The 19,898-nt window shown below is 64.2% G+C and carries 20 protein-coding genes; 7 read left to right on the forward strand and 13 right to left on the reverse strand.

The annotated features are described in order from the left end of the window. Positions 1-37: 37 nt before the first annotated feature. Both pqqA and QDT69_RS12700 read right to left on the reverse strand, forming a co-directional pair. Positions 38-118, reverse strand: a complete 81-nt coding sequence (gene pqqA / locus QDT69_RS12695; protein WP_009031067.1) for a pyrroloquinoline quinone precursor peptide PqqA — start codon at positions 116-118, stop codon at positions 38-40. Positions 119-459: 341 nt separating this feature from the next. Then, complete coding sequence (locus tag QDT69_RS12700; RefSeq protein ID WP_279706877.1) at positions 460-858, reverse strand: EF-hand domain-containing protein; 399 nt, start codon at positions 856-858, stop codon at positions 460-462. Positions 859-1,052: 194 nt separating this feature from the next. On the opposite strand from QDT69_RS12700, the gene QDT69_RS12705 reads away from it, so the two are divergent. From QDT69_RS12705 to QDT69_RS12720, 4 genes are all read left to right on the forward strand, one after another. After that, a complete protein-coding gene (locus QDT69_RS12705) occupies positions 1,053-1,301 on the forward strand; it encodes a hypothetical protein (protein ID WP_279706878.1) in 249 nt (82 codons plus the stop codon). Between the two features lie 228 nt (positions 1,302-1,529). Continuing rightward, positions 1,530-3,194 carry a methanol/ethanol family PQQ-dependent dehydrogenase gene (locus QDT69_RS12710; protein ID WP_279706879.1) on the forward strand — a complete coding sequence of 555 codons (1,665 nt, stop codon included), beginning with the start codon at positions 1,530-1,532 and terminating at the stop codon, positions 3,192-3,194. Between the two features lie 70 nt (positions 3,195-3,264). Then, entirely contained in the window at positions 3,265-3,558 is a 294-nt protein-coding gene (locus tag QDT69_RS12715) for a cytochrome c (RefSeq protein WP_245321019.1), read from the forward strand. Next, positions 3,555-4,493 (forward strand): transporter substrate-binding domain-containing protein, encoded by a 939-nt coding sequence (locus QDT69_RS12720; RefSeq protein WP_279706880.1) that lies wholly within the window; start codon positions 3,555-3,557, stop codon positions 4,491-4,493. The genes QDT69_RS12715 and QDT69_RS12720 overlap by 4 nt, the downstream gene beginning before the upstream one ends. 16 nt (positions 4,494-4,509) lie before the next feature. Here the strand turns inward: QDT69_RS12720 and QDT69_RS12725 are convergent, their stop codons facing one another. The 11 genes from QDT69_RS12725 to QDT69_RS12775 form a co-directional block, all read right to left on the reverse strand. After that, entirely contained in the window at positions 4,510-5,418 is a 909-nt protein-coding gene (locus tag QDT69_RS12725) for a flagellin (protein WP_279706881.1), read from the reverse strand. Between the two features lie 16 nt (positions 5,419-5,434). Next, entirely contained in the window at positions 5,435-7,213 is a 1,779-nt protein-coding gene (gene flgK / locus QDT69_RS12730) for a flagellar hook-associated protein FlgK (protein WP_279706882.1), read from the reverse strand. Positions 7,214-7,240: 27 nt separating this feature from the next. Beyond that, positions 7,241-7,696 carry a flagellar protein FlgN gene (locus QDT69_RS12735; RefSeq protein WP_279706883.1) on the reverse strand — a complete coding sequence of 152 codons (456 nt, stop codon included), beginning with the start codon at positions 7,694-7,696 and terminating at the stop codon, positions 7,241-7,243. Between the two features lie 19 nt (positions 7,697-7,715). Next, positions 7,716-7,970 (reverse strand): hypothetical protein, encoded by a 255-nt coding sequence (locus tag QDT69_RS12740; protein ID WP_279706884.1) that lies wholly within the window; start codon positions 7,968-7,970, stop codon positions 7,716-7,718. Continuing rightward, positions 7,970-9,241, reverse strand: a complete 1,272-nt coding sequence (gene flgE / locus QDT69_RS12745; protein WP_279706885.1) for a flagellar hook protein FlgE — start codon at positions 9,239-9,241, stop codon at positions 7,970-7,972. Before flgE ends, QDT69_RS12740 begins: the two co-directional genes overlap by 1 nt. 19 nt (positions 9,242-9,260) lie before the next feature. Further along, positions 9,261-9,932, reverse strand: a complete 672-nt coding sequence (locus QDT69_RS12750; RefSeq protein ID WP_279706886.1) for a flagellar hook capping FlgD N-terminal domain-containing protein — start codon at positions 9,930-9,932, stop codon at positions 9,261-9,263. A gap of 225 nt (positions 9,933-10,157) precedes the next feature. Then, positions 10,158-10,709, reverse strand: a complete 552-nt coding sequence (locus QDT69_RS37215) for a hypothetical protein (RefSeq protein WP_347952038.1) — start codon at positions 10,707-10,709, stop codon at positions 10,158-10,160. Positions 10,710-10,812: 103 nt separating this feature from the next. Then, the gene (locus QDT69_RS12760; protein WP_279706887.1) at positions 10,813-11,259 is read right to left on the reverse strand and encodes a flagellar protein FliS; all 447 of its coding nucleotides are present in this window, start codon (positions 11,257-11,259) and stop codon (positions 10,813-10,815) included. After that, the gene (gene fliD / locus QDT69_RS12765) at positions 11,259-12,965 is read right to left on the reverse strand and encodes a flagellar filament capping protein FliD (RefSeq protein WP_279706888.1); all 1,707 of its coding nucleotides are present in this window, start codon (positions 12,963-12,965) and stop codon (positions 11,259-11,261) included. The genes QDT69_RS12760 and fliD overlap by 1 nt, the downstream gene beginning before the upstream one ends. A gap of 66 nt (positions 12,966-13,031) precedes the next feature. Then, the gene (locus QDT69_RS12770) at positions 13,032-13,856 is read right to left on the reverse strand and encodes a flagellin (RefSeq protein ID WP_029080085.1); all 825 of its coding nucleotides are present in this window, start codon (positions 13,854-13,856) and stop codon (positions 13,032-13,034) included. Between the two features lie 139 nt (positions 13,857-13,995). After that, positions 13,996-14,697: an RNA polymerase sigma factor gene (locus QDT69_RS12775; RefSeq protein ID WP_279706889.1), complete on the reverse strand. Its 702-nt coding sequence runs from the start codon at positions 14,695-14,697 to the stop codon at positions 13,996-13,998. Between the two features lie 676 nt (positions 14,698-15,373). Between QDT69_RS12775 and QDT69_RS12780 the strand changes: the two genes are divergently transcribed. Genes QDT69_RS12780 through QDT69_RS12790 form a run of 3 tightly spaced genes read left to right on the forward strand, consistent with a single transcriptional unit; the run spans position 15,374 to position 19,894 of the window. Next, positions 15,374-17,719, forward strand: coding sequence for a hypothetical protein (locus QDT69_RS12780; RefSeq protein ID WP_347952039.1), 2,346 nt, complete (start codon positions 15,374-15,376; stop codon positions 17,717-17,719). Positions 17,720-17,777: 58 nt separating this feature from the next. Continuing rightward, positions 17,778-19,175 carry a hypothetical protein gene (locus QDT69_RS12785; protein WP_279706890.1) on the forward strand — a complete coding sequence of 466 codons (1,398 nt, stop codon included), beginning with the start codon at positions 17,778-17,780 and terminating at the stop codon, positions 19,173-19,175. Then, positions 19,169-19,894 (forward strand): formyltransferase family protein, encoded by a 726-nt coding sequence (locus tag QDT69_RS12790; protein ID WP_279707120.1) that lies wholly within the window; start codon positions 19,169-19,171, stop codon positions 19,892-19,894. The genes QDT69_RS12785 and QDT69_RS12790 overlap by 7 nt, the downstream gene beginning before the upstream one ends. The last annotated feature ends 4 nt before the right edge of the window (positions 19,895-19,898 follow it).

Genomic DNA, 19,898 nt, shown 5'->3' on the forward strand with positions numbered 1-19,898 from the left:
GTTGCCATCGAAGCCGCGGCAGGTCGTCAGGTGGGACTTACTTGCGCGCTGCGCAGGCGTACATGTTGATTTCCATGCCGACCGGCACTTCGACGATCTTCGGTGTTTTCCAGGCCATTTCCTTCTCCCAAGTATAAGTTGGCGCAAGCCTCGCGCCGCGCGGCAAGCTAGGGCTGGCTTTTCCAGGGCGCAAGCCGGGCGGGTAAGGACCCGACTTCGCTGCTGGACATGCCGAAACGGACGACGGCTCGCAAGCGTCCGCCCGGTTTTGAAACGGCTGGGAAATTCCGACACTGATCTGTCAGGCATTTTCCGGCTGCCGAGCGGCGACGCACGCAGAAGCAAACCCGATTGCGCCGGCCGCGTCTTGCCCAAGAGCGAAATCGCAACTTTTTTTGTTATGCGCGGAATCCAGTGTTAATATCCGGAATCCGCCCGGCACAATTCGCGGACCCGCGACTATTTGAGCAGGCGCAGCAGCGCCCGGCCGGCACGCGACCTCAGCTCTTTCGTATCGATCGTTCCGTCATTGTCGGGATCGGCGGCCTTGAAACGCTGCTCGACGACCGCGAGGTATTCGTCGAGCGTCAGGGTGCCGTCGTGGTCCGGATCCGCCATCTTGAGCTCTTTCGCGGTCAGACGTCCGCGCAATTCGCGCACGTCGAGCGTGCCGTCGTGGTCGGAATCGAGCTTCGCGAACAGGTCGGCGGCAGCCTTCTTGGCTTCGGCAAGGTCGACGGTGCCGTCATTGTCGGGGTCGAGCATCTTGAGCGCGTTGCGACCACCGGATGCGGCCAGAGCGGGCCCTGACAGGACGGCAGCAGCCAAAGTCAAAGCAAGCGATCGGCGCGAGATCATCGTTCATCTCCCTTGATGCCGCTCCGGCGCGAGGTACGGAGCAGGTCCGCAATCGAAGTTCACCATAGCAGCTTCGGCGAAGCTTCCACAGCTAGTGCAGCCCCTGTCGGGTTTCGGGTGGAAAGAGACGGTCTGACGCATCATCGATGGCGCTCCGTCGATTGCATTTGCGCCAGGACGTGCGAGGTGACCCCATGAGCGATATTTGCAGGACCATCATGTTGGGCTGCGTCGTTGCGCTCGGTCAGATTGCGCCCGTCTCCGCACAGAACGGGGCCCCTGTCCCTTCGGCCGAGGCGGTTCAGCCGCGGGTGCTCACCGGCAAGGAACGGCTCGGACGCAAATGGACCGACGAGCAGCGCATCGACAATTGCAATGTGCCGCCGGACAAGCGCGGCACCAAGCCGCGGCCAAGTGCCTGCCCTCGTGCACCGTCGAGCTGATCGAGCCGTTCGCGCTGCGGCATAAGTGCGAACTGCGCGGTGGCGTTGTGTATTCCACGCGACGGTAAGCCACGGACGCATCAGCAAAAAACTGACACGTTCGACCGGCCTCCCGCGGTGGCTGGGGTTCGTTCACGTTTTCGTATTGACCCGTTTTGGTTTCAGGCCGATGGTTCCGTCCGCAACGTCAGGAATAGGCGTGCAGCAAAGGTTCATTGGGAGGATAGGATGAGACGCATTGCGCTGGCCGCAAGCCTCGTGATTCTTGCATCATATGGTGCAAGCGCTCAGACCAACGAGCAGTTGGTCAAGGGTGCGACTGATACGTCGAACGTTCTCAATTACGGAATGGGTTACAACCTTCAGCGCTTCTCGACGCTGAACCAGATCAACAAGGACACCGTCAAGAATCTGGTGCCGGTCTGGAATTACAGCCTGAACGACGACCGCAGCGAGGAATCGCAGCCGCTCGTCTACCAGGGCGTCCTCTACGTCACCACGCACAACGCCACGATCGCGATCGACGCCAAGACCGGCAAGCAGATCTGGAAGACCAAGGTCGAATATCCCGCCGAGACGCCGCGCATCGTCTGCTGCGGCATCATCAATCGCGGCGCCGCCCTCTATGACGGCAAGCTGTTCCGCACCACCCTTGACGCCAATGTGATCGCGCTCGATGCCAAGACCGGCAAGGAGCTGTGGCGCGAGAAGGCTGCGGACATCAAGGAAGGCTACTCGATGACGGTGGCGCCGCTGGTCGCCGACGGCGTCGTGATCACCGGCATCTCGGGCGCCGAATTCGGCACCCGCGGCTTCATCGACGGCTGGGATCCCGCGACCGGCAAGAAGCTCTGGCGGACCTACTCGATCCCGACCCCGGACGAGCCCGGTGGCGACACCTGGAAAGGCGATACCTGGAAGCTCGGCGGCGGGTCGACCTGGATCACCGGCTCCTACGATGCCGAATTGAACACGGTGTATTGGGGCATCGGCAATCCCGGACCGTTCAACTCGGCGGTGCGTCCCGGTGACAACCTCTACACCTGCTCGGTGCTCGCGCTCGATCCGAAGACCGGCAAGATCAAGTGGCACTACCAGTTCTCGCCGAACAACCCGTTCGACTACGACTCGGTGGCCGAGATGGTGCTCGCCGACATGAACGTCGAGGGCAAGCCGACCAAGGTGCTGATGGATGCCAACCGCAACGGCTTCTTCTACGTACTCGACCGCACCAACGGAAAGCTGCTCGCGGCCAATCCTTATGTGAACGTCAACTGGGCCACCGGCGTCGACCTGAAGACCGGACGGCCGATCGAGACCGACGTCGCCAAAGATGCACGTGACGGCAAGAAGGTCACGGTCTACCCGTCGATCCTCGGCGGCAAGAACTGGGAGCCGATGTCGTTCAATCCGCAGACCGGCCTCGCCTACGCCAACACCCTCGCCTTCGGCGGCAAGTACAAGGCCGAGCCGGTGACGTTCAAGCAGGGCGAATGGTATCTCGGCATGGATCTCACCGACCCCTGGGAATGGGGCACCGGACCGCGCGGCCATCTCAAGGCGATCGATCCGATGACCGGCAAGGCGAAGTGGGAAGCGCCGAGTGATATTCCGCGCTTTTCCGGCGTGCTCTCCACCGCCGGCGGCGTGGTGTTCTCCGGTCAGCTGACCGGCGAATTCGAGGCGTTCGACGCCGACACCGGCAAGAAGCTCTGGCAGTTCCAGACCGGCTCGGGCATCGAGGGACAACCCATCACCTGGCAGCAGGACGGCGTGCAGTACGTCGCCGTCAACTCGGGCTATGGCGGCGTCTATTCGCTGTTCTCGGGCGACGAGCGGTTGGCCAAGGTGCCGCCCGGCGGCTCGCTGTGGGTTTTCGCGGTCAAGAACTGAGCGCGGAGCACACGTGACTGAAAGAGTAACCCTGTTGACGGCGGCGATCTTCGCCGCCGTCGCGGCGGCCTTGATCACCTTGATCCCGGCAGCCGCACAGCAAGCCGGTGCAATCGACCTTGAAGGTCAGGCCGACCAAGGCAAGGTCACCTACGCCAAGAACTGCTCGCATTGCCATGGGCCCAACATGGTCAACTCCGGCACCATCACGCCGGACCTGCGCGCATTTGCCGGCGACAAGACCCGCTTCGTGACCACCGTGAAGCAAGGCAAGAACGGCAAGATGCCGCCCTGGGCCGATATCCTGAGCGAGCAGGAGATCGCCGACGTCTGGGCCTTCCTGTCGAGCCGGAGGCCCCAATGAGGGCCCTGCTTGCCGGCGTTGCGACGGCCCTGCTTGTCGGCATGACGGCGGCAGCGCATGCCGCCGACGCGCCGCTCAAGGTCTGCCTCGACGAGGATCTGCCGCCCCTGTCGGCGCATCATCGCGGCAAGCCGGATGCCGGCTTCGACGTGGCACTTGCGCAGGTGATTGCCGAGCGGCTCGGACGTCCGCTCAAGATCCAGTGGTTCGAGAGCAAGCTCGACGAGGATTCGAGCCCGGCGCTGGAAGCCAATGCCCTGCTGTCGGACGGACGCTGCTCGCTGGTGGGCGGCTATGCGCTCACCACGGATTCATTGAAGGCGCCCGGCGTCACGACGGCCAAGCTGCCGGACTTCGACGGCGCCACCCGCGACGATCGCCGCCGCCGGATCCCGATCGGGGTGCTGGTGCCGAGCCAGCCTTACATCTATTCGCCGATGACCGTCGTGCTCGGCCCGAAGGCCAAGGACAAGATCAAGGACAGCAAGATCACCGATATCGGCGACCTCGCCGGCCTTCGCCTGACGATCGAAAGCGGCACGCTGGGCGATGCCATCCTGATGACCTTCGACAAGGGCAAGCTGATCGAGGACATCACCCACCTCGTTCCCGGACGCAGCGACCTGCTGGGAGAGCTCGAGCGCGGCGAATTCGATGCGACGCTGCTCGACCTGCGCCGCTTCGACGCCTACCGCGCGAGCCATCCGGATACCAAGATCACGGCGTCGGGCTATTATTATCCGATCGGCGCCAATCGCGGTTACGTTGCGCTCGAAACCGACAAGGCGCTGCTGGAGGCCGTCAACAAGGTGCTGGCCGATCTGCAAGCCAAGGGCACCATCGCAGAGCTCGGCAAGGCCGCAGGCCTCACCTGGCTGCCTCCCCGCGAGCCGATCATCCTCGGCGATGTCTGGCTGAAGATCCTGAACCGCTGATGCCGGCGACGGCCGGCTATCTCAGATAGCTCGCCAGGTTCATGCTCTGGATCTTGGAGATCGCCGAATAGGACGCCGTCAGCTGCGCCTGATAGGTCGAAAGCTGCGCCGTCACCGCAGCGACGTCGACGCTGGTCAGGTTGGTCGACAGGGTCTTGGCAAAATTCTGGTAGTCGCTCTGGTCGGTGCTGGCGGTCTCGATCTGCGACGCCGCGGTCGAAAGCTTTGCCTGCACCGTGGACGTTGCATCCAGCGCAGCGCTGGCGAGGTCGAGCGCCTGCGAGATATCGCTCGACGTCAACGTCGTGCTGTGGCCGACGTATTTCAACAGCCGCATGACCTGCTCGAAGGCCGGATTGTCGGCGGTGACGCCGTAGGAGATCGACTGGCTGTCCGAGACGCGCACCGACGCGATCTCGCTGTCACCCTTGTAGTAGCTGGTATCCGACGTCGTCAGCGAGCCGGTACCGGTGTCGAAGCTCGACAGATCCGCGGGCGCCGTGTCGGTACGGGCGCCGCTGAAGACATATTCGCCGTCATACTGGGTGTTGAGCAGCCCCTGCATCTGCGACATGGCCTGCTGGGCGTAGTTGATCACCGATGCCGTCGCCGTGCTGCTGCCGGTGGTGGCCGCGCTGAGCTGGGTTCGCAGCTGCGTGATAATATCGGTCACCGAGCCGACCGCCGAATACATCGTCTGCACCTTGTTGTCGGCGAGATTGCTGGCATCGATATAGGACTGAGCCCGCGTCACCGAGACCTGCAGATTGATCACGCGGCCGGCGCCGGAACCGTAACCGCCGAAATCCTCGGATTGCAGCCCGGAGGATTCCTGCACCTGCTCCTTGGCCATCGCCGCCTGCAGGCACAGCGCGCTTGATATCATCTGATCCGACTGCGCGAAGGTGGCAACACGCATCAACATGACGACGACCTCATGCCTAGCCTGAGCTCATCGCGGTCATCAACGCCGAGAACATGGCGTTGATGGCCGTAACGATCTGGGACGCGGCGGCGTATTTGTTCTGCAACGCGCTAAGATTCGCGCTCTCCTGGTCAATGTTGACCCCGGATTGCGACGACAGTGAACTCGCATAGGTCGATTGCGCGGTCTGCTTGGCGGTGTAGGTCGCCGACGCCTGGGTCGCCTTGCCGGCGACGTTGGCGACGATCGCGGCCGCATAGTCGGTGAAGGAGCCGGTGGTGGCGCCGAGCCCGCCCGCCATGGCGAAATTGGTCGACCCCGTCAGCGCGCTCGAGAGCGCGTTCACGACCGTCGCCGAGCCCGCCGACAGCACCGAGTTTCCGACCGTCAAGGTCGACGACGCGTCGAGCGTCGACGTCGGCAACGCCGCCGTGCCGCTGAGGATATCACTGCGAACCGCAATGGTGGACGCGCTGATCCCCGTGATCAGGTCGTTGAGTCCGAAGTAATCCGAGAAGCCCTCGCCCGAACTGCCGACCGAGCTCGTCATCTCGTTGATCGCGATGCCGTTGCCGGAACCGGTGGCAGAGATCGTCAAATGTCCGTTGGCATCGACCGACGCAGATACGCCCGAAATCCCGTTGATCGCGGTGGCGAGAGCACCGACCGTCGTGTAGGACGCCAGATTGAGGTCCTGGTAGGATACGAGATTGCCGCTCTTGTCCGCGACCGCGATCCGCACCGTTCCCGTTGCCGACAGCGGTGTCGTGCTGCTCACGGTGGCAGTTCCGGTCAGGCTGGCCGGCGGCGGCACCGATGTGCCCTGGTTCGATACGGCGTTGACGCTCGCGGTAAACTGCTGGGCAAGCTCGTCGAGCTGCGATTGTGCGGCTGGCAACGTCTGGTCCCGCAGGGCGATCAGCGCGCTGACCTTGCCGGAGGTGATCTGCGAGGTGATGTCGACCCCGTTGACGGTGACGCCGCTGAAACCGCTCGTCGCCGATCCCGCGATATACGTCGTCGATGCCGTGACACTGGACGTCGGCGTGTAGCTCAACGGGTGCGCCGTACTGTCGACCAGCGCCTGGCCCGAGCCGCTATAGACCTGCAGATCGCCGCTCGACGTGGTGAAATAGCTCACATTCATTTGCGACGCGAGGTCCTGCAGCGCGCTGTTGCGCTGGTCCTCGAGATCGGCGGTCGGCTGGCCCGCGGCCGCTTCCTGCTTGATCTGCTTGTTGAGATCGGAGATCTGCTGCAGGTCAGTGTTGATGTCGCTGACCGACGAGGCGATGTCCTGGTCGGCATCGGCGCGCAGCTTCTGGATGCCGCTCGAGGTCTGCTGCAGCTGCGCCGTGACCGCGTTGAGCGCGCTGACGGCGTTCGACTGCAGCGACGCACTGCTCGGCGTGCTCGCCAGCGACGACAGCGCCGATTCGAATGCCGCCAGCGTATTGGCCAGCGAGGTGCCCGTCGTCGAGCTGTCCCCGTTCGATGTGCTGCCATAGAGCTGCTGGAGCTCGGTCAGATAGCTGTTGTTGGTGTCCGCGGCGCCAAGATCGGAATCGGCTCCGACCAGCGACTTCAGCAGCAGCTTGTCGACCGAGCTGCTGATCCCGGTGATCGTGACGCCGGTGCCGACGCCGGAGGTGACGCTGCTGCTCTGGTTGGCGGTCTTCTCGGTATAGCCCTTGGTGTCGGCATTGGAGATGTTGGCCGAAGCGATGCTGATCTGCACCTGGGTGGCTGACAGCCCGCTGAATGCGATGCTTCGTGCAATATCGAGCGACGACACGTCTCACTCCCTTCGGCGTCGGCCCGATCAGGCTCGCACGTTGGTGCCATACGACATCGCGGGCGTGACGCGACGGCCGCCGGCCCCATAAGGCGATACGTTGGCGATCTGCTCGCGGATCGCCTGCATGATCGCCTCGATCCTGCGGTTGCTGGCATCGATCGCCGCGCGCAGCCGCAACACATTCTCGTCCATCGCGACCCGGAGCTTCAGGATCCGATCCAACAGCTGCTCGCGCAGCACGCGATCCTGGACGTTGAGGTTTGCGGTCTTGCCGACCGCTTCGGCCACGCACTGCTCGAACAGGGTGGCAAGCCGGTTCTTCTCGTCGACCTGCTTCAGCCGCGAGGCCGGCAGGCCCCTGGCGAGCTCGACATTCTCCTCGTTCACGATCGCGATCAGATTGTCGATCAGCGCGATCAGCGACCTGGCGCGCTCGTCATTGCCCGCGGGATTGATCTTGATGTTGCGTTCCGGTGTCATGTCATCGCTCCCGTTCAAGCTAGTGTCCGCGACGCAGGGCGCGAACCGATTGTGCGCTGCGCCCATACGCGGCGATTGCCGTTACCCGGGCCGAAGCCCGGTTGAATTCCTGGTCGAGCCGCGCGCATTCGCGCATCAGCAGGTCTCGCAAGGTCCCGATGTCGTCGAGCAACGCGACGAGCTGCGCCCGATCGCCGGGCTTGACGGTGGCGGCTCGCGCGGTCAGGCGCCGCAACTTCCGCAACAGGGCATCCTCGCGGCTTGCGTTTGCCATCATCGCGACACCGCCGAGATCAGCGTATCGAACATCTTATTGACGGTGGTGATCACCTGCGACGCCGCCGAATAGGCCTGCTGCGCCGAGATCATGTTGGAGAACTGGCCGCTGGTATCGGTGGTGCTCGATTCCAGTTCGCTGCCGTAGATCGTGCCGGCGCCGTTGGTTCCGGAGGTCTGCAGCGTGGCGCTGCCGGAGGCCGCCGTCGCGGAATACAAGCCGTCGCTCGCGGCGTTCAATCCGTTCGGGTCGCTAAAGGTCGCAACCGCAATCTTGTAGATCGCGATGGTCTGCCCGTTGGAGTAGGTCGCATCGACCACGCCGCCCTTTCCGATCGCGATGCTGCTCAGCTTGCCGTACGGAAGGCCATCGGGCGTGATGCCGGTGAGATTGACTTGCGGCGTCGTCTCGCCCGACGCGTATTGGGTCAGGCCGTCGGTCTTGCCGACGGTACCGAGATTGAGCGCGATGCTGCTGTTGGCGGCTCCGTCGGTCCAGCCGGTCACCGAGATGGTAGGCGGGCTCGGATTCGTTGAGGCGAGCGAGCCGTCGCTGTTGAAGGTGATCGCCACGGTGCCGCTGCTCGTCGTTCCCGTCGTGGTGCTCGAATTCGAAGCAAGCGTCGGGTTTCCAAAACTCGCGGTCCATGCATTGGCGCCGGTCTTGGTCCAGGTGATCTGGATCGAATTCGCGGTTCCGAGCGAGTCGTAAGCGGTCATCGAGCTGGTGAAGGTGGCGCCGGTCGCGGCATCCGAGGGCAGGTTCGCTGCGATCGTGGCCTTTGTGGTGGCACTGCCGCTGGTCGAGGCGACCTGCGTGTTGATGGGCCCGAGACTCGCGGCCGAGGCGTTGCCGATGATGTTGCCTTGCGCGTCGGTGCGCCAGCCCTCGAGGTAATTGCCGTTGTTGACGAGGTAGCCCTGATTGTCGGTGGTGAACGCACCGTTGCGCGTATACGAGGTGGTGCCGCCGGCCGTAGCGTTGGTGGTGACGAAGAAGCCGCTGCCCTGGATCGCGACGTCTGTCGCATTGGTGGTCGCGGACAACAAGCCTTGCTGGGCGATGTTGGCGCGGCCGGACACCGTGACGCCGCCGGACGTGTACGAGGTTGCGGTGTTCGACGCCGTCACCAGGTCTTCGAACATCGCCGACGTGGTCTTGTAACCCGTGGTGTCGGCGTTGGAGATGTTGTCGGAAATTATTGCAAGCGACTGGCTCTGCGAATTGAGCGCCGAGATCGCCGAGGAAAGTGCTCCAGTAAGACTCATGATAATACTCCGGTAACAATCAGGACGTGACGCCGATGATGTTGGCGGCGCTGACCGGGACGCCGTTCACAAGCAGCGAGGGCGTCGAGCCGGAGGCATCGATCCCGGTCACCGTTCCCGTCATCGAGGTGTAGCTGAGCAGTGAGTTTCCGGCGGCGTCGGTCGCAGTCACCTGAATCGTGTACTGGCCGCCATTGCTGAGCTGGGTGCCGCTCGTGGTCTGGCCATTCCAGGTGAAGGTGTTGGAGCCGGCGTTTCCGGTCCCCTTGCCGCTCCACACCGTGTTGCCCGACGAATCCTGGATCGTGATCGCGACGTTGGAAGCTGCCGAGGTGAGCGAGTAGCCGAAGGTCGCCGAGCCGTTGGTCAGCTCCGCCGTGTTCGTCTTCGCCTCGACGGTGTGGCCGATATAGTTGACCGAGTTGAGCGTCACGAGGCTCGAGAACGAGCTCGCGAGCGACGTCATGCTGGCGTTGGTCGACTGCTGTTCGGTGAAGTTGGCGTAGGAGGTGAGCTGGTTGATGAAGTCGGTCGTGCTGGTGGCGTTCAGCGGATCCTGGTTCTGCAGCTCGCTGACCAGCAGGTTGAGGAAATCGGTCGAGCTCATCCCCATCGACGCGCTCGTTGACGAACTCGACGACGAGCTCGAGGCGGCGGAGGTTGCAGCAGAGATTGCCGAGGAGACGGTCATGACAAGGCTCTCTTCGCCGCGGGCTAAGGCGACGGAACGCGTTGGAACATCGGGATCGTGAAGTCGTTCGCAGATAAAACGGATGACGCGCCGATTTCAGGCGCGGATTCATCCGCGCGGAATCATTTGATTAATCGGCAGAATTTGCCGATCGGCCGCGGCCTCGACGCGCGCAGGCAACCCGGCGCGAGAACGCACGGCGTGTCATGAAGGGATGCGGAGAGCTTAGAGCGAGAGGCTGATCGGCAGATCCGGTTCGCCGGGCATCAATGCCGGCGGCGCCAGCGCGGGCAACAGGCACAGCGCCAGCAACAAGGCCGGCAGCACCTTTCCTTGCTGGGCGGACTCAGTCGGGCCTTGCGCATCTTTGGGCTGAGCCTCGGGCGAAGCCGGCTCAGAGGCCTGCGCTTGCGGCAGTCCCTCTTGGGGCAGTTTCTCTTGGGGCAGTTTCTCTCGCGGGAGTTTCGCCGCCGCGGTCACGATGCGGTCGGCAAGGCCCTTGGGGGCACGAACCGGCGGCGCCACGAGCGCCCGGCGCACCGCGCTGGCCTGCTCATGGAGCGTCCGCGCCTCGGCCGAGGCGGCGAGCAGCTGCGCGGCGGCAAGACGTTGATCGTCGGGCCAGCGGGACAGGTCCTCCCCCAGTCGGTCGATCAGGTCTTCGAATGTCGCAACGTCCATCCCGCGCGCAGATCCAGCCTCGTCGCCAAGGCCGTCATAAAGCATTCGCGGGACGGCGGAAATCAATTTCCGCCGCCGGCGCGTCAAGTCCAGCATGTGCGCACCGGGCGGCCATTTTCCGCACCAGGACGCCTGCCCGGGCGCCCTGCCCTCACCCGAAGAAGCCGCTTCGCCGGGTGATTCGCCTTCCCGCGCGCGCTCAGCGGCCGGCGGCTGATTCGGGCGTCTTGGCGGGTGTCTTGTCGAGCGTCCTGGCCTTGCCGGCGGTTGCCTCGACGTACTTCCAGGCATCGCGGAGTTCCGTCAGGCTGGCGATGATGCGCCGGAAATTCTCCTTGGCCTGCGGCCGGCCGTAGGAGCGCAGGCACGCAATGATCAGGGCGTTGTAGGTCCGGAACAGCCGATCGGCCATCGCGCCGCCGCGGGTGATGTCGAGATGGTGGCTCAGTCCGCGCAGGATCGCGGTCGCCCGCGTGAGATGGGCGTGCCCTTCCTCGAAACGCCTCGCCTCCTGCGCATCCAGCGCCTTCTGCAAAAACGTGATGGCGCCGTCGCACAGCATCACCACCGCCTTCAGCGGCGGCACCGCCACCGCGGCGGATCGGTAGGCATTGTTGGCATGGTAGGCGGTCGCGTTCTGGGTCATTATTTACTCGATGATGCGTTCAGGAGGGCGCTCAGGTAGCCCAGCGTGTTGTTCGCGCTTTCGATGGCGGCCTGGTAATTAGCGTATTGGAGCTGCAGCTGCGCCTTGAACGTCGCCGCATTGCTCTGGATGTCGCTGACCTGGGACTGCAGGTCGGTGTCGCGCGACTGCAAATTGGTGATCAGCGTCTGCAGCTGGCCGGTGGTCCCGGCACTGGTGTGCGCGAGCTGGTAGATCTGCGAGGCAAGACCCGATGTCGACGACACGGTGATCGATTGCGAGGTCGAGCCGGTGTAGGTGAACGCCATGCCAGCGTAGATCGTGCCCGAGTTGCCGATAATGGTGTTGCCGACCACCGAAAAGCCGGAACTGTCGCCGCCAACGGACGCGCCGCTCAACGCGCCGGTCGAATCCACCGCGACGTCAAGCGTGAAGGATTGCGGCGAGGTGCCGGTGTTGACGACGTTGAGCTGGCTCGACGACGTCGTGGTCTGCGCCGACAGCAGCTTGGTGACGCCGGTCAGATTCTGCGTCAGCACGGTCGACAGCGTGCCGGTGTCGAGCTGCAGCTCGTTGTTCTCATTGAACGACAGGCCGAGATCGGCCATCGTCATGCCGTTGACCGATCCGCTCAGCACCTGCTGGAGCTGGGTCATGATGTCGCGCATCGTGCTGTCGCCGAACAGCACCGCGCTCGATGCCGCCGTGCCGTCGGAATTCTGCGCAGACTGGGCGATCACTTGGTCGCGAAACGCGTTGTAGTTGGTGACGAAGGTCTGCAGTGCTGACGTGATTTGGCTGGTGTCGGTTTGGATGCTGATGTTCAGGCTGGTTCCGCTCGGCGTCGGCTGCAGCAGATCGAAGGTGACGCCCGACAGCACGTCGGAAATATCGTTTGTGTTGCGGGTAAGCGCGATGCCGTCGAGCGTGAATTGCGCGGACTGCGCCTTCTGCAGCACGTCGGTGAAGGCTCCCGTCGTGTCGGTGACGCCGAGCTTGTTCAGGATGTTGTCGCCCGAGGTCGACGAATAGGTGATGTTGGCGGCGTCCTGGGTCCCCGTCAGCACCATCTCGTAGGATCCGCTCGACACCTGGACGATCGAAGCCTGGACATTGGTGGTCGAGGTCTGGGCATTGATGGTGTCGACGACATCCTGCATCGACATGCCGCTGGTGATCGAGATCGCCGTGCTGCTGCCGCCGGCCAGCCCGAGCGAGAACGTGCCGGCGAGGCCCAGCGCCGTCGACGTGCTCGACTGGGCGGAGCCGATCACCTTCTGCGCGGTCGCGAGCTGGTAGATCTGGAGCGTGTGATCGCCGGTCGCCGAGCCGCTGTTGACGCTCATGTTGAGCGCCGAAGACGCGCTGACGTCGCCGGTGGAGGAAATCGTTGCCGAACGCGTGGCGAACGCGTTGGTGGCGATCGAATTGATGATCGAGCTGCTGAGCGACGACAGCCCGGTCGCCAGCGTCGAGAGCTCGGTCTGCAGGGATTGGTAGGCTGTGATCTTGGCCTGGTTGGCGGTGATCGACGTGGTGATCGTGGTCGCCGCGGCCAGCTTGGCGTTGACCTCGGCGTCGATCAGAGCAGTCCAGTCGATACTCGCCGAATTGGTGGTGCCGGTGGTGGTCACCGTGCTGGCGGAGCTCGCTGACATCGTGCTTGATGTGCTCGAGGTGCCCGAGGTGGCGCTGCTAACCGTCATATCGACACTTCCGCCGCAGTAGAAATCGGGCCGGCATCATGCCGGCCCGATTTGTTGTCCGTCGAATTAGCCGAGCAGCTTCAGCAGGTACTGCGGCATCTGGTTCGCCGCCGTTTCCGCCGAAACCGCGGCCTGGGTCTTCACTTCGGCCGAGGACAGCGTCGCCTGTTCGGAGGCGATATCGACGTCCTTGATCGCCGAATTGGCGGACTGCAGGTTCTGGGTCTGGGTCGAGATCGAGTCGGCGCTGAAGTTGAAGCGGGACTCCTGCGCACCGATCTCGGCGCGGGCGGACGACACGGTGTCGATCGCGCTGTCGAGGGCTGACATCGCGCTGGTGGCGCTCGACAGGCTGGAGACGTCGAGCGAGGTCACGCCGAGCGAGGACGCCGTCAGGCTGGTCAGGGTGATCGTGATGGTGTCGGCCGAGGTCGAGCCGACCAGCACGGAGACGCCCGAAGAGAACACGCTCGAACCATCAAGCAGGCTCTGGCTGCTGTAGCGGGTGCCGGAAGCGATGGAGTCGATTTCGCCCTTGAGCTGCGTGAATTCCGAGTTGATGTAGGCGCGGCTGGAGTCGGCGACGGTGCCGGAGGCGGACTCGGAGGCCAGCGACTTCATGCGGGCCAGGATGTCCGAGATGTTGGAGGCGCCACCGTCGGCGGTCTGCAGGATCGAGGTCGCCTGCGCGGCGTTGGTGGCAGCCTGCTGCAGCGTCGTGATGTCGGAGGAAATGCGGGTCGAGATCGCGAGGCCGGCGGCGTCGTCGGATGCCGAGGTGATGCGCGAGCCGCTCGACAGCTTCGACAGCGCGCTGGTTTCCTGCTGCGAGTTGATGTTGAGGTAACGCACCGCGGAGTTGGCGGCGGTGTTGGTGGAAATTGCCGGCATGAGTAGCTCCTGTGCTGATGGGGCATGACATGCCGCATCGTGAAAAGTGAGGTGACGCGGTTCCAGCCCCCGTCCGCCCGATCAAACGGGTCGGCCGCCGGTGGTCAGGCGCGAAATCTTCAGAAGCCGAAATTTATGGTTAGCAGTCGGTAAACGCGCCGCGCAGGTCACGTTCGTGCCGCTTGAGCATCTCGCGCAGCTGTTGCCGCCCGCGCTTCAAGAGCGACTCCACTGCGGCCACGGTCGTGTCCATCACCTCGGCGATCTCGCCGTTGCTCATGTTCTCGTGATACGAGAGGATCACCGCGACGCGCTGCTGCTCAGGCAGCCGCTGCATCGCGACCTCCAGCAGATTGCCGATCTCGTTGCGCTCGATGACGGTGCTTGCGTCGAGCTGCGTGTCTGCGACCTCCGGCACGACGTCAACATTCTCGGTGCGCGGCTTGCGGCGCAGATCGATGCAGCGGTTGCTGACGACGCGATAGAGCCAGGTCGAGAACTTGGCGCGGCCATGCTGCCAGCGACCGCGATGCGTCCACACCTTCAGCATGGTGTCCTGCACCACGTCTTCGGCATCTGCGGCGTTGCCGACGATGCGCAGCGCGATCGCGTACGCGCGATCGACATGGCGTTCGACGAGCGCACGAAACGCCGCCTCGTCGCCGGCGGCGAGGCGGTCGAGCAGTTCCTTGTCCTCGTCCTGGATCTCGACGGTGTCGAGTGGGCCCGCGTCGGCAACCGTGGGGACGCTGCTCCAGGGAGCAGCCGCTTCGACCGGCGCAGTCGCGGCCGCCGTGGCCTCCATCTCGACTGCCGCCATCACATCAAGCGCGTAACTCATCCGCCGCTCTCCAACCAACGCCGCAGGCACACATCCCATGCGGCTTCTGAGCGTTGAACGGAGGGCCCGAGCAAACCAGGCGAACTTTTTTCTTTATTTTTCAAATGCTTAGCTGGATTTTTTTGCCGACTGCCCGGCAAAAGCTGCCGCTCCGCGGAGGCGCAGCCAGCAATTCTACGGAGAATGGAGCAGTCGTTCAGCATCGCCTCGCATGCCCGCGGAAAAGTTCGTCGCGCCGGAAATCGCTGTTGTCACATCAACTAACGCCACGCGAACACATGCATGCGCGGAGCATGCGAGTGATCCATCGCCGTTGGTCGCCATCTTGCATTCGACGATTGCGACTAGGCAATTTTTTCCGAATCACCATTTCGACGTTATCGGATTTTTTGACTCTGTCAGTCGCGAAGCGCGCGTTTTCGAATCCCGCATCAACTTTTTTGAATCATCGCGCCTGATTTGTCTCACGCAGGCGTTCAACGCATGAGGACTGGCGGGAATTTCGCGCATGACGATCATGACGATCATGACGGTCGACGCAACGCGTCGAGCGCAGAATGTTTCTGCATGTTCATTCGATGTTTTCGATACATTTCTGTTGCGCGCCTGCACGACGCCGGATGGCGTATTCGAAAGGGTTTTTCAACTTTCGCGCATTGCTGAAAAATTTCCGAACATGTCCGGCAGTTTCGTTCAGCATCGAATCCAGGCGGAGGCGCGTGCGCGCAAGCTGGCGCTGGAGCGCAGCGGCTCCACCGAAGTGCGCATCGCCGACATCTATAAGTACTTTCCGTTCAGGCTGTTCGGCCTGAGCCGCGATGCGTTGCAGGATCTCGCGCAGATCGAATTCGAAGCCGAGCTCGAGCTGTGCCGCGTCAATCCGGAAATGCTCGAGCAATACATGGACATGAAGCGCGGCGGTTTCCGCACCGGTTTCATCTCCGACACCTACTGGAGCACCGACCAGCTCGCGCAGCTGCTGCGGTCCTGCAGCCCTGGACTGAGCTGGGATTTCCTCTACGCATCCTGCGATCACGGCAGCAGCAAGAGCGAAGCGCTGTTCGAGGCCTATCTCGCCGAGCAGGGCGTCGATGCGGCGAGATCGTTCCACATCGGCGACAATCACAACGCCGACATCAAGGGCGCGCGCCGCCACGGCATCCGTCCGCGCTACTATCCGCAGGCCGGCGCGGCGCTGGCATCGAAGCTCCAGCGCGAAACATCGATGTTCGAATTGCTGTGTCCCGATCAGCCGTCGCGGCTCGATTGCGGCGCGCGCACGCTGCGGCGCGTGGTGACGGCACGGAGCGCAGAGCATTCTCCGGCCTTCAATCTCGGCGTGACCGTGCTCGGTCCTGTCATGGCATCGTTCGACGCCTTCATCGAAGCGCGGCGGGCGGCGCTGGCGCGCGAGGGCGCGCGCGTCGCGGTCGGATTCCTCGGCCGTGACGGTCTGCTGCCGTATCGTGTCTGGCAGGCGAGCCATGGCGAGACCGGCGCCTATGTCGAGATCAATCGTCGTGTCAGCCTGGTCGGCTCCGCCGATACGCTCGAGCCTCTCAGTGAGCTCTTGAGCCGCGTCGTCAAGATCGACGCGCCGACCTTCATCGACATCGTCAAGGTGCAGCCACCTGCCGTGATGAATTTCTTCGCGCAATATCCCGACGGCATTGCGAGCGGCCGCGAGCTCGCCGACGCCCTGCCCGATCTGATGGACCCGTGCGAAATCACCGATATCGCCGCCGGTGTCCGCGAGCGCCTGCTCGCCTATCTTCGCGCCAAGATCGCGGATTTCGACGGCTGCACCGACCTGATCCTGGTCGATCTCGGCTACTCTGCAAGCGTGCAGAAGTCGCTGCGGCGCATCTTCGATCGCGAGGGCATTCGCATCCGCCTGCATGGCGCCTATCTGCTGACACTCGACGATGCCTTCGACGACATCGCCGATGACGACACCGCGGAAGGCCTGATCTCGGATCGGATCGTCACTCCGCACGTCAAGCGCATGCTGATCCGCAACGTCGCGTTGCTGGAGCAGCTTTGCTGCTCCGATCAGGGATCGGCGCGCGACTATCGCGGCGGCGAGGTATTGCGCGAAGGCGACCAGCGCCCGGTCGCTCAGCTCGCGCTGGCAAATGAGGTGCAGTCCGGGACGCTCGCCTATGCATCGCGCGCCCGCGAGCTGGCACCACGCTACGCATTGCAACCTGACGCGGACCTCTCAGTTGCGGCGCGCTGGGCCGCCGCCGTGCTCGGCCGCCTGCTGCTGCTGCCCGATGATGATGAGCTCGTGCTGCTCGGCGGCATCAAGCACGACGTCAACCTCGGCACGCAGGCGCTGGCACCGCTGCTCGACGCCGGCTTCATCAATGACTGCATCATCGCCCGCGGCCTCTCGACGGCATGCACGGCCCCGGCCCCGCCGATGTGGCTGGCCGGGAGCTTTGCTGCGCTGTCGCCGTCGCACGCCTATCTCTACACGTTGTTCGGCCCCAATCGCCTGCCCGCGAACGTGTTCGGCGAGGCGCAATGCGGGACCTTGCAGGTCGGCCTGTTCGGGCGCGACGGCCAGGCATCGCTGGAATCCGTCAGCGTCTATCATACCGGGCTCGGCGACCTCCGCCTGCGGATTCCGCTGTCGCGCCGCATGACGGTCGCGACCATCGCGCTGCCGTTGGCAAAACTCACCCGTCACGGAATGCTCCACGGCATCACGGTGCAGTACGGCGAGAGCGCCGCGAAGGCTGCTGAGAATTCCAACCTGAAGACGATCGCGGAGGGACGGCTCATGGACACCGGCCTCGAGAGGTTCGGTCGTCAGTTCCGCGCGGCCAGTGAGGACGGCATGCTGCTGATCCCGGTCGACGGCTTCGAAGACGATGTTGCGATCTACACAATCGCGCTGACCGCGCTTGACCATGACCGCATCCTTGCGATCGAGAACCGTGACGGCAACGGAGCCCCCTCGGCCACGCTGTCCTGGCGCGCGGGCAACGGCGCGCAGACAACCAATGGCAGCTGATTTGTCCGCCTGATCTGGCCGCCCCGCCCGTAGAAGGTTAACGAGGGGTAGCGCGGGCATGATTTCGGCTGACACGGTGCAAGCGGACGGCTTGCAGACGAAGTTCGATCAATTACTGGCGGCGGACGGCATCCGGATGAGCGCTGCACAGCGCCGGCGGCTCGCCTGGCTGTCCGAGCGTCTCGGAGACGCGACCGTCCATCGGGCAGGCTCGGTGCCGGGGCGAGACCATGGCGTCATCATCGTCGCTGAGCCGCCGAGCGGCCCGGCCGCCGAATGGCTCTACCGGTCGCTCCGCACCGATTGCGCGGTCGTTGTCCCGTTCGGCGAAAATCCGGCGTTCGATTTCCTGAAGTCCAAGCTCACCGACTTCGGGACGATCGGGCCGAGCTTCGACGGCCCGCACGAGATGTGGTGGGGCGGCCTGAACTGGCGCCCGATCGCGCCGGCGGAAGGCGCCCGATCCGAAGCAGCGCTGCGCGTGGTCTCCTGCTATCCGCGCGCCCGCGGCGACGATCATGCCCGCGCGCTCCGGGAGAAGCTGGCCGAATTCGAGATCGCCTGCGACATCGTGCCGATCGACACCGCCGATGGCGCGCACATGCGCCCATCCGAGAAGTCCGGCTTCATGCTGCGGATGTGGCAAGAGCACCGCGAGCCGCTGCTCTTCATCGAGGCCGATGCAACGCTCAGCGAGCCGCCGGTGCTGCCGTCATTCCTCGATTGCGACATCGCGCTCCACAAGTGGAACCGGTGGGAGATGTCGGCGCGCACCCTCTATCTCGGCCGCACCCCGGCCGCCGAAGCGCTGCTGCGCAACTGGCATCACATCGCGACCGCCTATCCCGCGGTCTGGGAGGGCTACCTGCTCGACCAGGCCTGGAGCCTGACGTCGTCGCAGATGGCGCTCGACACCGTCTGGCTGCCGCGCTCGTACCATGCTCCGACTGAGGACGCGGGCACGCCTCGCCACACCACGATCGTTCACAACCTGCCCACCGACAACAGCGATCTCGGACCAGACACCGAATTCGGCGTCGCAATGCGCCCCGCCCGGCGCGCCAGCCGCCGCGGCGGCCGCGACGCCATGATCGTGATCAAGTCGCGGGCGGCCTCGAATGACGCAATCACCGTGATCATGCGCGACATCGCAACCAGCGACGCGCGCGAGATGGCTGCCAGCATCGAGGCGGTCACCGGCGCGTTCGCCGCCGATTGCGGCGGGTTCGGCCGGCTCGAGCTGGCGCTCTGCCCGTGGCAGGACGATATCCGCGCGGCGAAATCGGCAGCCACCAACGCGAACAACCGGATCATCGAGATCGCGCCGTGGCAGACCTTGCCGGCCGACTTATTCCGCACCGTCGGCCAATCCCGCGATGCCGGCAGCGTCGTCGTCATGGCCGGGCAGCGCGGCTTAAATCAGAATAAGAGCGAGAGAAGGACATCGACATCATGAAGACCATCATCCTTCTCACCGGCGTCGCCAGTCAGCAATTCGCACTCACCGAGCTGTTGAAGGCTCACAATCCGGCGCTGTCGTTCCGCTGCGCGGTGTCGGCCGAGGAGCTTGCGGCGATCGAGCCCGAGGTGTTGCGCGAGGCACGCCTGCTGGCATTCACCACCAGCGTCATCGTGCCTGAGAGCATCCTGGCGGCGCTCGGCCACGGCGCCTATAATTTCCACCCCGGCCCGCCGCAATATCCCGGCTGGGCGCCGGCGCATTTCGCGCTCTATGACGGCGCACGCACGTTCGGCGCGACGGCCCATGTGATGGCCGCACGCGTCGATTCCGGTCCCATCGTCGGGGTCGAGTCCTTCATCATTCCCGACAAGATCGGCGTGCGCGGGCTCGAGCAAATCGCCTATGTGCGGCTTGCCCATCTGTTCTGGCGGATGTCTCGCGAACTCGCCCGTGATCCCTCGCCGCTGGCCGAGTTGGAGATCGCCTGGTGCGGCATCAAGAGCACCCGGCAGATGTACCGCGACATGTGCGAGCTTCCCGCCGGCATCAGCCCGGCCGAGCTGGCCCGCCGGATCCGCGCCTTCCACGACGACTTCCGCGCCATCCCGCTGACCGTCTCCGTGCACGGCATCCGCTTCCAGCTGGCGACGACCGCCACGCAGGCCCCCGAGACGCCGCAGGTGGTCTCGCCGCCGCTCGCCGCGGCTTCTTAGCCGC

Origin of the sequence: Bradyrhizobium sp. CER78 (assembly GCF_029846235.1) — a bacterium.
GTDB lineage: Bacteria > Pseudomonadota > Alphaproteobacteria > Rhizobiales > Xanthobacteraceae > Bradyrhizobium.